This is a genomic window from Cupriavidus sp. Agwp_2, from assembly GCF_040784895.1.
GTDB lineage: Bacteria > Pseudomonadota > Gammaproteobacteria > Burkholderiales > Burkholderiaceae > Cupriavidus.
The window spans coordinates 964,112-978,201 of record NZ_CP088083.1 but is presented as its reverse complement, the minus strand read 5'-3'; the positions used below and the strand labels follow the sequence as shown (position 1 = coordinate 978,201).

Here is a 14,090-nt window from a genome sequence, read left to right as displayed (position 1 = left end):
CTCAGCCCTCCGGACCGTCGATCACCGATGCTCGGATTTCGCGGGCCGGCTCGTCAGAAGCCGGCCCCAACTCTTTCAGCTCAGGCCACCATCAGTTGGTGGTCTTGGCACCGCCTTCGAACCACTGCCCCAGCAGCGCGCGTTCGTCGTCGGTAATCTGCGTCACGTTGCCCAGCGGCATCGCCTTCTGCTGCACGGCCTGCTGGTAGATCAGCTGGGCGTGGGCCTTGATGTCTTCCGGCGTCTCCAGCTTGATCCCCTTGGCCGCGGTCGGCATCATCTTCGGCTGCTCGGCGTGGCACTGCACGCAGCGTGCGTTCATCACTTCCTGGACCTTGGCAAAGCTGACGGTCGCAGCGGCTGCCTCGCCACCCTTGGCCACGGCCGGGCGCGGCTGCGGCGCGATCATCACTGCCACCACGCCCAGCGCTGCAACACCGGCGGCGGGCCACAGCACGTTGATCTTGCCCTTGTGCTTCAGGATGAAGAACTGGCGGATCAGCACGCCCGACAGCATGATCAGGATCAGCACCACCCAGTTGTACTTGGACGCGTACGTCATGCTGTAGTGGTTCGACAGCATCGCGAACAGCACCGGCAGCGTGAAGTAGGTGTTGTGCACGCTACGCTGCTTGCCGCGCTTGCCGTGGATCGGGTCCACCGGCTGGCCGGCCTTCAGTGCCGCCACCACCTTGCGCTGGCCCGGGATGATCCACGCCAGCACGTTGGCGCTCATGATCGTGGCCACCATCGCGCCGGTCAGCAGGAACGCCGCGCGGCCGGAGAAGACATGGCACGCCACGAAGGCTGCGGCGGCGATATAGAGCGCCACCAGGATGCCGACCAGGCGGTCATTCTTGTTGAACAGGCGGCAGATGCTGTCATAGACGATCCAGCCGATCAGCAGGTACGACACCGCAAAGCCGACCGCCGCGCCAGGCGACATATCGAACACATTCTTGTCGATCAGGAACGTGCTTGCGTTGAACAGGTACAGCACCACCAGCAGCGCGAAACCGCTCATCCAGGTCGAATACGACTCCCAGTAGAACCAGTGCAGGTTCTCCGGCAACGACTTGGGTGCGGTCAGGTACTTCTGCGGGTTGTAGAAGCCACCGCCGTGCACGGCCCACAACTCGCCGTCGACGCCCTTCTCCTTCAGGTCAGGTGCGGTGGGCTTGGTCAGGCTGTTGTCCAGCCACACGAAATAGAACGAAGAGCCGATCCATGCGATGGCGGTGATGACGTGCACCCACCGCAGCAGCATATTGGCCCAGTCGAGGATATAGCCTTCCATGTCTTGTCTCCTGTTTCCCTATGCCACCGCGTCAGCTGCCACGGTAGGTCGAGTACGACCAGGGCGAAACCAGGAGCGGCACGTGGTAGTGCGCGTTGACGTCGGCAATGCCGAAGCGCAGCGGCACCACGTCCAGGAAAGCCGGCTCGGGCAGCTTCGTGCCCTGTGCGCGGAAATAGTCTCCCGCGGCAAATTCCAGCTCGTACACGCCGGCGACCAGGTCGGCGCCTTCCAGCAGCGGCTGGTCGCAGCGGCCGTCGTGGTTGGTGACCACGGTCTTCAGGGTTTCGCGGCGATTGTCGACAATTTTATGGAGAGTAATCGACATCCCTTGTCCGGGCGTGCCGGCAGCGGTGTCAAGAACATGGGTGGTCAAGCGTCCCATCGTATTTGTCCTTTTGCGATTGGGTTGTGAGGGGCGCCGCTGCCTTCACTAGCACCATTTGTGGGAATGGTGCCCGCTCGGTACGTCTGGTAACGCATCCCGGCGCTGGGTTGGTGCGTGGCGACAATGCGCCTGCCCGACCCGGTTGGCAATTCAGGGATTTCCCTGAGTTGTCGAAAACCTGAGTTGGTTTTGTTGACAATATTGAAGCCACAGCCAAATAATTGTCAACAATTTTCGGATCACCGGACCCTGATACAGGGGATTACGGCGGTCCGGACCGACCTGATTGCATGACTGCTGGTGCCAAGATGTCCAAGAGCCTGAAGCTGATTGCCGGTGTCACCGGCGTTTCCGATGCCGAGCCGACCGGGTCCCTGCCCGCCAGGCCGGAAAAGCCCGCACGCAAGGGCTCGGTCGAAGAGCGCATGTACCACGAGATCTACGACGCGATCATGGAGCACCGGCTGCCGCCGCGCACCAAGCTCACCGAGCATTCGCTTTGCGAGATCTATGCCACCGCGCGTCACACGGTGCGCAAGGTGCTGTCGCACCTGGCCGCCGACGGCATGGTCGACCTCGAACCCAACCGCGGTGCCTTTATCGCCAGCCCCTCCACCGACGAAGCGCACGACATGTTCGAGCTGCGCCAGATGCTGGAGCGCGCGGTGCTGGAAAAGCTCGCCGGCATGCCGGACGTGAAGACCGTGATCGCGCCGCTGCGCAAGATGGTCACCAGCGAGCGCCAGGCCTTCCTGACGCACGACCGCCCCAAATGGATCCGCCTGTCCGCCGAATTCCACACGGCACTGGCGGAGCTGTCGGGCAACGCCCTGCTGGTCAACATGATGCGCCGGCTGGTGTCGCGCACCACGCTGATGATCGCCAGCGTGGAAGCCCCGGGCAACAACGCCTGCTCGTTCGACGAACACGAGGAAATCCTCGACGCCCTGGAACAGGGCGATGCCGCGCTGGCCCAGTCGCGCATGGCGCACCACCTCGGCGCCTGCGCCGACCGCGTGCAGCCGGACGAGCCGGGCAACTTCGATCTTCGCAGCGTACTAGGCCGCTCCACCTAGTACGGTGTTCCCGCCACGCCCCCGCAAGAAGAAGGCCGAACGCCCGCCGACCGCACCGCGCCCAGGCAGCGCAAACGAGAGCGCAGCGACGGCAGGCCGAAAACAACAATAACAACGCCGGCAACACGCATTGCCGGCAACACAACAGGCACGGGCGTGGCGTTCCCATCAAACCAAAGGAGAGGAGACGCACCAATGAATTCCGCAAGCACCACGGTCCCCACGGACCTCACCAACGAGCGTTTGCCTTCAGGGCGCCTGCTCGCGCTTGGTTTGCAGCACGTTCTGGTGATGTATGCCGGCACGGTAGCCGTTCCCCTGATCGTTGGCGGTGCGCTGAAGCTGCCCAAGGACCAGCTGGCTTTCCTCATCAACGCCGATCTCTTCGCCGCGGGCCTGGCCACGCTGATCCAGGCGATCGGGTTCTGGAAGTTCGGCATCCGCCTGCCGGTGATGATGGGCGTAACCTTTGCCTCGGTGGCGCCGATGATCGCCATCGGCACCGATCCCAACGTCGGCCTGCTCGGCATCTACGGCGCGGTGATCGCGTCAGGGATCTTCGGCATCCTGATTTCGCCGATGATGGGGCGCATGCTTGGATTGTTCCCGCCGGTGGTGACCGGCACGGTGATCACGCTGATCGGCGTGTCGCTGATGCGCGTGGGCATCAACTGGGCGGCCGGCGGCCAGCCCACCACGCGCGCGGTGATCGACGGCGTGGCCAAGGAAGTGCCCAATCTCGCCTACGGTGACCTGACCAACCTCGGCATTGCGGGGCTGACGCTGCTGACCATCCTGCTGCTGACCAAATACGGTCGCGGCCTGGTGGCCAATTGCGCGGTGCTGCTGGGCATCATCATCGGCACGCTGGCGGCGATGGCCATGGGCAAGGTCTCGTTCGAAGGCCTGGACGAAGCCAGCTTCGTCGCCGTCATCACGCCGCTGCACTTCGGCATGCCGACTTTCGAGGTGACCGCGATCCTGTCGATGTGCATCGTCATGCTGATCACGCTGGTGGAATCGACCGGCATGTTCCTGGCGCTGTCGGACATCACCGGCAAGAAGCTGAGCAACGACGACCTGACCCGCGGCCTGCGCGCCGATGGCCTGGGCACCGTGATCGGCGGCATCTTCAACACCTTCCCGTACACCTCTTTCTCGCAGAACGTGGGCCTGGTCACCGTGACCGGCGTGCGCTCGCGCTACGTGGCTGCAGCGGGTGGCCTGATCCTGATCGCGTTCGGCTTGTTCCCCAAGATGGCCCACGTGGTCGCCTCGGTGCCGCAGTTCGTGCTGGGCGGCGCCGGCATCGTGATGTTCGGCATGGTGGCCGCCACCGGCATCCGCATCCTGGGCTCGTGCGATTTCAACCGCAACCGCCACAACCTGTTCATCGTCGCCATCTCGATCGGCTTCGGCATGATCCCGACGCTGGCACCGACGTTCTTCCAGTACCTGCCCAAGTGGACCGACCCCTTCACCCATAGCGGCATCGTGCTCGGCACGATCGTGGCCGTGGCGCTGAACCTGTTCTACAACGGCATCCAGTCGCGCGAGGAAGCAATGCGCAACGCTGCCGCCAACTCGCACGGCACCGAGTAACGGTTATCCCGAAGTACGCCGCCGGGCCAGCGACTGGCACGCTCATTGCACAGTCAACGGCGCTTGCGGGCGCCGCGGCCCGGACGGTTCCCCCTGAAGCAAGCAACGACCATGACAACAGAGAACTATCCACGCGATCTCATCGGTTACGGCGCCAAGCCGCCGCACGCCCGCTGGCCGGGCGGCGCGCGCATCGCCGTGCAGTTCGTCCTCAACTATGAAGAAGGCGGGGAGAACTGCGTGCTGCACGGCGACGCCGCCTCCGAGCAGTTCCTCTCCGAGATCGTCGGCGCGGCGGCCTACCCCGACCGCCACATGAGCATGGAGGGCATCTATGAATACGGCTCGCGCGCGGGTGCCTGGCGCATCCTGCGCGAGTTCGAAAAGCGCGGCCTGCCGCTGACCATCTTCGGCGTGTCGATGGCGCTGCAGCGCCATCCGGATCTGACGCGCGCCTTCGTCGAACTGGGCCACGAGATCGCCTGCCACGGCTGGCGCTGGATCCACTACCAGAACATGGACGAAGCCACCGAGCGCGAGCACATGCGCATCGGCATGCAGATCATCAAGGAGCTGACCGGCGAGCTGCCGCTGGGCTGGTACACCGGCCGCGACAGCCCCAACACGCGCCGCCTCGTCGTCGAGCACGGCGGCTTGCTGTACGACTCGGACTACTACGGCGACGACCTGCCCTTCTGGACTGAAGTCGAAGTCACCGGCGGCGAAAAGAAGCCGCACCTGGTGGTGCCGTACACGCTGGACTCGAACGACATGCGCTTTGCCACGCCGCAAGGCTTCAACACCGGCGAGCAATTCTTCCAGTATTTGAAGGATGCGTTCGACGTGCTGTATGAAGAAGGCGACCCCGGCGGACAGGACAGCCCCAAGATGCTGTCGATCGGCATGCACTGCCGGCTGCTCGGCCGTCCCGGCCGCTTCCGCGCGCTGCAGCGCTTTCTCGACTACGTGCAGGGCCATGACAAGGTGTGGATCTGCCGCCGTGTCGACATCGCCCGCCACTGGGCCGAGACCCATCCCTACACGCCCGCCAGGTAACCCGGATTCAGCATGAGCCAGACCTACACCCTCGCCCAACTCAACACCATGCCTGTCGCGGAATTCGTGCAGGTGCTGGGCGGCATCTATGAACATTCACCGTGGTTTGCCGAAGCCGCTGCCACGCAACGCCCCTTCGCCGACGTCGCCGCACTGACGCAAGCACTGCGCAAGGCCGTCGATGAAGCGGGCGAAGCCGCGCAGCTGAAGCTGGTGCGCGCCCACCCGGAGCTGGCCGGCAAGGCCGCGGTGCGCGGCGAGCTGACCGCCGAGTCCACGCGCGAGCAAAGCGGCGCCGGCCTGAACCTGTGCACGCCGGAGGAATTCGATCGCCTGCAGGCGCTCAACGCCGCGTACAACCAGAAGTTCGGCTTCCCGTTCATCCTCGCCGTGCGAGGCTACGACCGCCACGGGATCATCGCGGAGTTCGCGCGCCGCGTAGAAAACTCGCCGAAGGAAGAGTTGCAAACCTGCATCGGGCAGATCCATCGCATTGCGCAGTTCCGTCTTGACGACTTAGTATCCGCCTGAGAAAAAAAGCGTCACCTGTATAACAAAAAACGCTGTACCCGATGCCGCCGGCACCCAAGCAACACCACACCACACCGAGCCAACGCCAGGCGGCACGAATAAAAGCACAAAGACATTAAAAGAACCCGACAGGGACCCAGTACACAACGTTCCAAGCAGGATTCAAAACCACGGAGGTCTAAACATGCAGAAGCAGTACAAGCCGGCAATGAAGCTGGCGGCGGTAGCGGCTACCCTTCTTTCCGGCACGGCCATGGCCCAGTCCAGCGTGACGCTGTACGGCCAGGCCGACATGTTCGTCGGTGCGGTCAAGAGCCCGGGTGTGGGCGAGCGCGCATGGGTCGCCAATTCGGGCGGGATGCAGACGTCGTACTGGGGTATCAAGGGCACTGAAGACCTGGGCAGCGGCACCAAGGCCATCTTCGACCTGAACGGCTTCTTCCGTACCGACAGCGGCAACAGCGGCCGCTTCACCGGCGACTCGATGTTCAGCCGCAATGCCTACGTCGGCCTGCAGAACGACAAGGCTGGCACGATCAAGCTGGGCCGCAACACCACGCCGTACTTCGTCTCGACCATCCTGTTCAACCCGCTGATCGACTCGTACGTGTTCTCGCCGACGATCTTCCACACCTACTTCGGCGCGACCAGCGGCGCGGTGGTGGATCCGGGCATCATCGGCGATTCGGGCTGGAACAACTCGGTGCTGTACTCCACGCCGAACTTCGGCGGCCTGACCGCCAACTTCATCTACTCGTTCGGCGAACAGGCCGGCGCCGCCGGCAAGAACAAGTGGGGCGGCAACCTGATGTACTTCAGCGGCCCGTTCGCGGCCACCGTTGCCTACCAGCAGGTGCGCTTCAACAACGTGCCGACCGACATGACCGACGCCGGCCTGTCGCGCCAGGACGCCGCCCAGGTCGGCCTGTCCTATGACTTCAAGGTGGTCAAGCTGTTCGCGCAGGGCCAGTACATCAAGACCCGCGCCACCACCGCACCGTCGGGCGACACCAAGCACATCGACGGCCAGTTCGGTGCCTCGGTGCCCATCGGCGCCGGCAGCCTGCTGGCTTCGTACGCCTACGGCAAGGTCGACAACTCGCTGGGCGACTTCAAGCGCAACACCTTCGCCGTCGCCTACGACTACAACCTGTCCAAGCGTACCGATGTCTACGCCGCCTACTACTACGACAAGATCACCGGCATCGAGCACGGCGATACCTTCGGCGTAGGTGTGCGCCACAAGTTCTGATGGCTTAACCGCCACACCCGGCAGTCCTGATGCCCGCCTTTTCGGCGGGCTTTTTATTGCACCTGCATCCATCACTTGCAGCAAAAAAACATCAAGGAATGCTGCGCTGCGCCATTAGATGCCAGGCCCATCGCCGGATCGGAAACCTTCGCTCCATAGCGGGATTCAATTGGAAGCCCCTCCTTGCGCTACCTAGATTGGTGTTCCAGGCCTCAAAACTCGATCCTAGAGAGGTGACTCATGCGGCGATATGCGAAGACGCGATCCGAACTGATGGCCATCCTGAACCAGTGCCTCGACAACAACCCCGAGTGCGGCGAATGCGAGCTGCACGCGGTGCGAACGCACCAGCCTGACCACACCGGATGCAACTGGAGCGCCGAGGTCGATTTTCGACAGGAATACGTGGAAAACCTCGACACCCAGCTGGCTGCGGCTAAATCAATTATCGTGGTCATGCGTGAGCAGTACAACGTGCTGCAATAGCCACCGCACCGAATGCCTGCCGCACGTGTTGTGCGGCAAGGCAGCATCAAGCAAAAAGCCGGGTCAGCGACCCGGCTTTTTGCATCCTGGCGCAAGGCCAGATAACACCCCTCTCACCGCTCAGCGGATGGCATTGCACTCCGCTACCGCCACCGCCGTCATGTTGACGATGCGGCGCGTGGTCGCCTGCGGGTTCAGGATATGCACCGGCTTGGCCGCGCCCAGCAGGATCGGGCCCACGGTCACGCCTTGTCCGCCCGTGATCTTGAGCAGGTTGAAGGCAATGTTGGCGGCGTCCAGCGTCGGCATCACCAGCAGGTTGGCACTGCCGGCCAGCTTGGTCGACGGCAGGAAGTGGCGGCGCACGTCTTCGTCCAGGGCGGCATCGCCCTGCATTTCGCCCTCCACTTCCAGGTGCGGTGCCGCCTTGGCCAGGATCGCGGCAGCCTCGCGCATCTTGCGCGCCGACGGACGGGTCGAAGAACCGAACATCGAGTGCGACATCAGCGCGGCCTTGGGATGCAGGCCGAAGCGCGCGATCTCCTCGGCGGCCAGCTGCGCGATCGCGGCCAGTTCTTCCGCGGTGGGATCGTCATTGACGAAGGTGTCGGTGATGAACAGCGTGTGCTTTTCCAGCATCAGCGCGTTCATCGCGGCGAACACCTTGGCACCCGGCGCCAGGCCGATCACGTCGCGCACATGCTCCAGGTGCGCCTCGAAGCGGCCCACGGTGCCGCACAGCAGCGCGTCGGCGTCGCCCATGTGCATCAGCATGGTGCCGATCAGCGTGTTCGAGCGGCGCAGCGCCACCTTGGCCATGTCCGGCGTGACGCCGTCGCGGCCGCGCAGGTTGTGGTATGCCTCGTGGTAGGCGCGGTAGCGCGGATCGTCCTCGGGGTTGATCAGCTCGAAGTCCACGCTAGGTTTCAGGCGCAGGCCGGCCTTCTCGATGCGCATCTGGATCACGTGCGGGCGGCCGATCAGGATCGGGCGGGCCAGGCCTTCGTCGACCACGCCCTGCACCGCGCGCAGCACGCGCTCTTCCTCGCCCTCGGCATAGGCCACGCGCTTGGGCGCGGCCTTGGCGGCCGAGAACACCGGCTTCATGATCAGGCCGGTGTGGTAGACGTAGGTCGTCAGCTGCTGGCGATACGCTTCCAGGTCCTGGATCGGGCGCGTCGCCACGCCGGATTCTTCAGCGGCCTTGGCCACCGCCGGCGCGATCTTCTCGATCAGGCGCTGGTCGAACGGCGTCGGGATGATGTAGTCGGGGCCGAACTTCAGTTCGCGGCCACCGTAGGCAGCAGCAACGGCATCGTTCAGCTCGGCTTCGGCCAGCTCGGCGATCGCCTTCACGCAGGCCAGCTTCATCGCTTCCGTGATCTTGGTCGCGCCGCAATCGAGTGCGCCGCGGAAGATGTACGGGAAGCACAGCACGTTGTTGACCTGGTTCGGGTAGTCCGAACGGCCGGTCGCGATGATGCAGTCCGGGCGCGCGGCCTTGGCCACTTCCGGGCGGATTTCCGGCTCGGGGTTGGCCAGCGCCAGGATGATGGGCTTGTCGGCCATGGTCTTGACCATGTCGCCGGTCAGCACGCCGGCGGTCGAGCAGCCCAGGAACACGTCCGCGCCCTTGACGATGTCAGCCAGCGTGCGCGCCGACGTGTCCTGCGCGTAGCGGGCCTTGTTGGCTTCCATGTTGGCATCGCGGCCAACGTAGATCACGCCCTTGGAGTCCACCACCGAGACGTTCTCGCGCTTCACGCCCAGGCTCACCATGGTGTCCAGGCAGGCAATCGCCGCGGCACCGGCGCCCGACACCGCCATCTTGACCTTGGCGATATCCTTGCCGACCACCTTCAGGCCGTTCAGCAGCGCCGCCGCCGAGATAATGGCGGTGCCGTGCTGGTCGTCGTGGAAGACGGGGATGTTCATGCGCTCGCGCAGCTTCTGCTCGATGTAGAAGCATTCCGGCGCCTTGATGTCTTCCAGGTTCACGCCGCCCAGCGTGGGCTCCAGCGCAGCAACGATCTCGACGATCTTGTCCGGGTCGCGCGCGTCGAGCTCGATGTCGAACACGTCGATGCCGGCGAACTTCTTGAACAGGCAGCCCTTGCCCTCCATCACCGGCTTGCCGGCCAGCGGACCGATGTCGCCCAGGCCCAGCACGGCGGTGCCGTTGGTCACCACGGCCACCAGGTTGGCACGCGAGGTGTATTCAGCGGCGGTGGCGGGATCCTTGGCGATTTCCTCGCAGGCGTACGCGACGCCCGGCGAGTAGGCCAGCGACAGGTCGCGCTGGTTGGACAGCGCCTTGGTCGCGGTTACCTGGATTTTTCCCTTGGTGGGACTGCGGTGGTATTCCAGTGCAGCGAGGCGCAATTGCGCTTCAGGACTGTTCGGGGCATGTTGCGGTGCATCACCGCTGTTCTGGCTGCTCATTGGCTCGTCCGGATAATGGCCCGGTGCCGGAAGCGCCCCTCTCCCGCCAGGGTTCGCGTCGGCCGCAATCGGGAGAGGGACCGGAAGCGAAGAAAAACATCTGGCAGTGAAACTGACGATCCCGACCACAAGGCCGGAAAAATCGAGCAGTTATTCTAGCCCACGGCTTCGTGCAAAGTGCCACCAAAGCCAGTCGGGAAGCCGTTTTTTGCTCGGAATGTTCCAGTAAAACAGCTTTTACCAATGGGTATGCAATGAACGTGCAGAAGCATGCCTCTGCACGCATTTGCACGCAGTTCTATTTCTGCGGCTTTTCGACTTCCAGCTTGACCCGCCGCGGCCGTCCGCTGTCCCCCGGGAAGTCCGTTAGGGCGCTGCGGATCAGGTACGGCATCGTCGCGGGCAGGCTGCCGTTCTCGGTCTGGTTCTGCGCCGTGACCTGGTAGACCCGCTTGCCACTGGCAGCGTCCTTGAAATAGACCCGCAGGTTCGAGAACAGCACCGGTACGTCGCGCACCACCGTCTGCGGCGGCCAGTAGCCCGGTCCCCACGGACCCCACGGACCCCAAGGCCGGTAATATCCGGGACCCCAGTACGGCCCCCAATAGGGCCCCCACGGGCCGTACCAGGGGTCGGGATAGACCGTCTCGGCCACGCGCACGATGCCGGGCGCGGCGTCGTAGTCCATGCTGATGCGGTAGCGCGCCTGCTTCTCCGGCACCTGCTCGTAGCCGACGTCGTACAGCGCCTCGGCCAGCCATTGCTCGTAGGTCTGGCGGTCCAGCTGCCCCGCCTGCTCCGGGGTACGCTCGAAGCTGTAGGTGCGCGGCGCCTCGTTCTGCCAGCCGGGCTGCCGGAACGCGGTGACATCGGTCACCACGGTGCTGGCGCAGCCAGACAGCAGCAGCGCCGCCAGCAGCGCCATCGTGCCCCAGAGCCCTGAGAACCCCATGACCCCAGCGCTTCTTTTTATTTCATTGCCGACACCGCCTGCGCGCTGCCACATAGTGCTACCTCGCTTTCCACACTCTCGAAATCGTCCTGCGTGTCGCTGAGACCACGCGGCACCGGCGGAATTCCCACCGCCCCGGGTGTTCCGGCTGACTATGCCCCGCCACCCCCTTGGCTACAATGAGGACTTCGGCGCCATGCTTCGCCCGCGCGCGCATGGCACCCTCCCCAACGGTCTTCCGAAGACAGGATCTCTCCATGCTGCGCACCGACACGCCCGTTACCGTCTATCGCAAGGACTATACCGCGCCCCCGTTCGCCATCGACCATGCCGACCTGGTGCTCGACCTCGATCCCCAGCGCACCGTCGTTACCAGCACGCTGCGCTTCGCACGCCAGCCCGGCGCCGCCGCCGAAGCGCCGCTGGTGCTGTGCGGCGACGAACTCGAACTGGTCGGCGTCAGCCTGGATGGCAAGCCGGTGGCCAGCGCCACCCAGGACGCCGGCACGCTGACCGTTCCCGGGCTGCCCGCGCAGGGCACGCTGGAGATCACCACCGCGTGCCAGCCCGCGGCCAATACAACGCTGTCGGGCCTGTACGTGTCCAACGGCAACTTTTTCACGCAGTGCGAGGCCGAAGGCTTCCGCCGCATTACCTACTTCCTCGACCGCCCGGACGTGATGGCGACGTTCCGCGTCACGCTGCGCGCCAATCGCGACGCCTATCCGGTGCTGCTGTCCAACGGCAACCTGGTGAGCGAGCAGGACCTGCCCGACGGCCGCCATGAGGCCGTATGGGAAGACCCGTTCCGCAAGCCGTCGTACCTGTTCGCGCTGGTGGCCGGCAAGCTGGAATGCATCGAGGAACGGATCCAGTCCGCCTCCGGCAAGGACAAGCTGCTGCAGGTCTGGGTCGAGGCGCGCGACCTGGACAAGACCCGCCACGCGATGGATTCGCTGGTCCACTCGATCCGCTGGGATGAAAAGCGCTTCGGGCTGGAGCTGGATCTCGACCGCTTCATGATCGTCGCCGTCGGCGACTTCAACATGGGCGCGATGGAGAACAAGGGCCTGAACATCTTCAACACCAAGTATGTGCTGGCCAATGCGGAGACCGCCACCGACACGGACTTCGCCAATATCGAGGCAGTGGTCGGCCACGAGTACTTCCACAACTGGACCGGCAACCGCGTGACCTGCCGCGACTGGTTCCAGCTGTCGCTCAAGGAAGGCCTGACGGTATTCCGCGACCAGGAATTCTCCGCCGACATGATGGGCTCGGAATCCGGCCGCGCGGTCAAGCGCATCGAAGACGTGCGCGTGCTGCGCCAGGTGCAGTTCCCCGAGGACGCCGGCCCGATGGCGCACCCGGTGCGCCCGGACAGCTACGAAGAGATCAACAATTTCTACACCGTCACGGTGTACGAGAAAGGCGCCGAGGTCGTGCGCATGTACCAGACCCTGCTGGGCCGCGACGGCTTCCGCAAGGGCATGGACCTGTACTTCCAGCGCCATGACGGCCACGCTGTCACCTGCGACGATTTCCGCGCGGCGATGGCCGACGCCAACGGCCGCGACCTGACACAGTTCGGCCTGTGGTACAGCCAGGCCGGCACGCCGGTGGTAACCGCGCGCACCGCCTGGAACGGCGACGACGGCAGCCTGACGCTGACGCTGACGCAGCGCTGCCCCAAGGTCGGCATCGAGACCCGCGCCGGCACGCCCGAGAAGCAGCCCTTCCACATCCCGTTCGCGCTCGGCCTGCTCGGCGCCGACGGCAAGGACCTGCCGCTGCAACTCGAAGGCGAGAGCGCGCCCGGCGCGCCCGGCGCGACCACGCGCGTGCTCGACCTCACGCAGGCCGAGCAGACCTTCCGCTTCATCAACCTGCCGCGCGGCACCGAGGCGCCGCTGCCGTCGCTGCTGCGCAATTTCTCCGCGCCGGTGATCGTCGATGCCGAGTACACCGACGCGCAGCTGACCTTCCTGCTGGCGCACGACAGCGACGCCTTCAACCGCTGGGAAGCCGGCCAGCGCCTGGCCACGCGCGCGCTGCTGCAGCTGGTCGCCGACGTGCAGGCCGGCCGCGAACTCAAGCTCGACCCGGCGCTGGTGCAGGCCATGCGCGCAGTGCTGACCGACGACACGCTCAACCCCGCCTTCCGCGAGCAGGCGCTGGTGCTGCCCGCCGAAGCCTACCTGGCCGAGCGCATGGGCGTGGCCGATCCCGCCGCCATCCACCGCGCCCGCCAGTTCATGCGCGAAGGCCTGGCCCGCGCGCTCAAGGCTGACTGGCTGGCCGCCTACAAGGCCAACGCCACGCCCGGCCTTTACTCGCCGGATGCCACTTCCTCCGCCAGGCGCGCACTGCGCAACCTGGCGCTCGGCTACCTGGCCGACAGCGGCGAAGCCGACATGCACGCGCTGGCCGACAAGCAGTACCATGCCGCCGACAACATGACCGACCGCTTCGCCGCGCTGTCGGCGCTGGTGAACAGCTTCGCGCCCGGGCGCGAGCATGCACTCGCTGATTTCTATGAGCGCTTCGAGGACGACCCGCTGGTGATCGACAAGTGGTTCTCGCTGCAAGGCATGCAACGCGGCAGCGTGGGGACACAACCGGGTGGTCCGCACGCCGGCAAGCGCACCATCGACACCGTGCTCAGGCTGATGGAGCACCCGGCCTTCAACCTGCGCAACCCCAACCGCGCGCGCTCGCTGATCTTCAGCTTCTGCTCCGGCAACCCGGCGCAGTTCCATGCCGAAGACGGCTCGGGCTACCGCTTCTGGGCCGACCAGGTGCTGGCGCTCGACGCCATCAACCCGCAGGTGGCCGCGCGCCTGGCGCGGGTGATGGACCGCTGGCAAAAATATGAGCTGACGCTGCGCGACCGCATGCGCGCCGAACTGGAACGCGTGGCCGCCAGCACCTCGCTGTCGCGCGACGTCAGGGAGATCGTCGGCAAGGCGCTGGCCGCCTGAACAATGAGTACGTCAGGGAGGCCCCGC

At 65.0% G+C, this 14,090-nt stretch carries 11 protein-coding genes; 7 read left to right on the top strand and 4 right to left on the bottom strand.

The genetic code is table 11. From position 1 onward, the window contains the following. Positions 1-91 precede the first annotated feature (91 nt). Together LPA45_RS04560 and uraH are read right to left on the bottom strand one after the other, a co-directional pair. Positions 92-1,297, bottom strand: a complete 1,206-nt coding sequence (locus tag LPA45_RS04560) for a urate hydroxylase PuuD (RefSeq protein ID WP_116317493.1) — start codon at positions 1,295-1,297, stop codon at positions 92-94. A 31-nt stretch (positions 1,298-1,328) separates the two neighbouring features. Beyond that, positions 1,329-1,682 (bottom strand): hydroxyisourate hydrolase, encoded by a 354-nt coding sequence (uraH, locus tag LPA45_RS04555; RefSeq protein ID WP_317923864.1) that lies wholly within the window; start codon positions 1,680-1,682, stop codon positions 1,329-1,331. Between the two features lie 311 nt (positions 1,683-1,993). Between uraH and LPA45_RS04550 the strand changes: the two genes are divergently transcribed. The 6 genes from LPA45_RS04550 (at position 1,994) to LPA45_RS04525 (ending at position 7,688) form a co-directional block, all read left to right on the top strand. Continuing rightward, positions 1,994-2,761, top strand: a complete 768-nt coding sequence (locus LPA45_RS04550; protein ID WP_116317852.1) for a GntR family transcriptional regulator — start codon at positions 1,994-1,996, stop codon at positions 2,759-2,761. A gap of 195 nt (positions 2,762-2,956) precedes the next feature. Beyond that, entirely contained in the window at positions 2,957-4,363 is a 1,407-nt protein-coding gene (locus LPA45_RS04545) for a nucleobase:cation symporter-2 family protein (RefSeq protein ID WP_116317491.1), read from the top strand. Positions 4,364-4,474: 111 nt separating this feature from the next. Then, a complete protein-coding gene (gene puuE / locus LPA45_RS04540; protein ID WP_116317490.1) occupies positions 4,475-5,419 on the top strand; it encodes an allantoinase PuuE in 945 nt (314 codons plus the stop codon). A gap of 12 nt (positions 5,420-5,431) precedes the next feature. Continuing rightward, complete coding sequence (gene uraD / locus LPA45_RS04535; protein ID WP_116317489.1) at positions 5,432-5,950, top strand: 2-oxo-4-hydroxy-4-carboxy-5-ureidoimidazoline decarboxylase; 519 nt, start codon at positions 5,432-5,434, stop codon at positions 5,948-5,950. Positions 5,951-6,134: 184 nt separating this feature from the next. Continuing rightward, entirely contained in the window at positions 6,135-7,202 is a 1,068-nt protein-coding gene (locus tag LPA45_RS04530) for a porin (protein WP_116317488.1), read from the top strand. A gap of 240 nt (positions 7,203-7,442) precedes the next feature. Then, the gene (locus LPA45_RS04525; protein WP_116317487.1) at positions 7,443-7,688 is read left to right on the top strand and encodes a hypothetical protein; all 246 of its coding nucleotides are present in this window, start codon (positions 7,443-7,445) and stop codon (positions 7,686-7,688) included. Positions 7,689-7,808: 120 nt separating this feature from the next. On the opposite strand, the gene LPA45_RS04520 is transcribed toward LPA45_RS04525, so the two are convergent. Together LPA45_RS04520 and LPA45_RS04515 are read right to left on the bottom strand one after the other, a co-directional pair. Then, positions 7,809-10,130, bottom strand: coding sequence for an NADP-dependent malic enzyme (locus tag LPA45_RS04520; RefSeq protein WP_116317486.1), 2,322 nt, complete (start codon positions 10,128-10,130; stop codon positions 7,809-7,811). 298 nt (positions 10,131-10,428) lie between these two features. Next, the gene (locus LPA45_RS04515; RefSeq protein ID WP_116317851.1) at positions 10,429-11,055 is read right to left on the bottom strand and encodes a DUF4136 domain-containing protein; all 627 of its coding nucleotides are present in this window, start codon (positions 11,053-11,055) and stop codon (positions 10,429-10,431) included. A 284-nt stretch (positions 11,056-11,339) separates the two neighbouring features. Between LPA45_RS04515 and pepN the strand changes: the two genes are divergently transcribed. Beyond that, positions 11,340-14,063, top strand: a complete 2,724-nt coding sequence (gene pepN, locus LPA45_RS04510) for an aminopeptidase N (protein ID WP_116317485.1) — start codon at positions 11,340-11,342, stop codon at positions 14,061-14,063. The last annotated feature ends 27 nt before the right edge of the window (positions 14,064-14,090 follow it).

What these genes read in the sequence shown, in the direction of transcription:
- LPA45_RS04560 (WP_116317493.1), bottom strand. Translation starts at nt 1,297, where the DNA reads ATGGAAGGCTATATCCTCGACTGGGCCAATATGCTGCTGCGGTGGGTG.
- uraH (WP_317923864.1), bottom strand. Translation starts at nt 1,682, where the DNA reads ATGGGACGCTTGACCACCCATGTTCTTGACACCGCTGCCGGCACGCCC.
- LPA45_RS04550 (WP_116317852.1), top strand. Translation starts at nt 1,994, where the DNA reads ATGTCCAAGAGCCTGAAGCTGATTGCCGGTGTCACCGGCGTTTCCGAT.
- LPA45_RS04545 (WP_116317491.1), top strand. Translation starts at nt 2,957, where the DNA reads ATGAATTCCGCAAGCACCACGGTCCCCACGGACCTCACCAACGAGCGT.
- puuE (WP_116317490.1), top strand. Translation starts at nt 4,475, where the DNA reads ATGACAACAGAGAACTATCCACGCGATCTCATCGGTTACGGCGCCAAG.
- uraD (WP_116317489.1), top strand. Translation starts at nt 5,432, where the DNA reads ATGAGCCAGACCTACACCCTCGCCCAACTCAACACCATGCCTGTCGCG.
- LPA45_RS04530 (WP_116317488.1), top strand. Translation starts at nt 6,135, where the DNA reads ATGCAGAAGCAGTACAAGCCGGCAATGAAGCTGGCGGCGGTAGCGGCT.
- LPA45_RS04525 (WP_116317487.1), top strand. Translation starts at nt 7,443, where the DNA reads ATGCGGCGATATGCGAAGACGCGATCCGAACTGATGGCCATCCTGAAC.
- LPA45_RS04520 (WP_116317486.1), bottom strand. Translation starts at nt 10,130, where the DNA reads ATGAGCAGCCAGAACAGCGGTGATGCACCGCAACATGCCCCGAACAGT.
- LPA45_RS04515 (WP_116317851.1), bottom strand. Translation starts at nt 11,055, where the DNA reads ATGGCGCTGCTGGCGGCGCTGCTGCTGTCTGGCTGCGCCAGCACCGTG.
- pepN (WP_116317485.1), top strand. Translation starts at nt 11,340, where the DNA reads ATGCTGCGCACCGACACGCCCGTTACCGTCTATCGCAAGGACTATACC.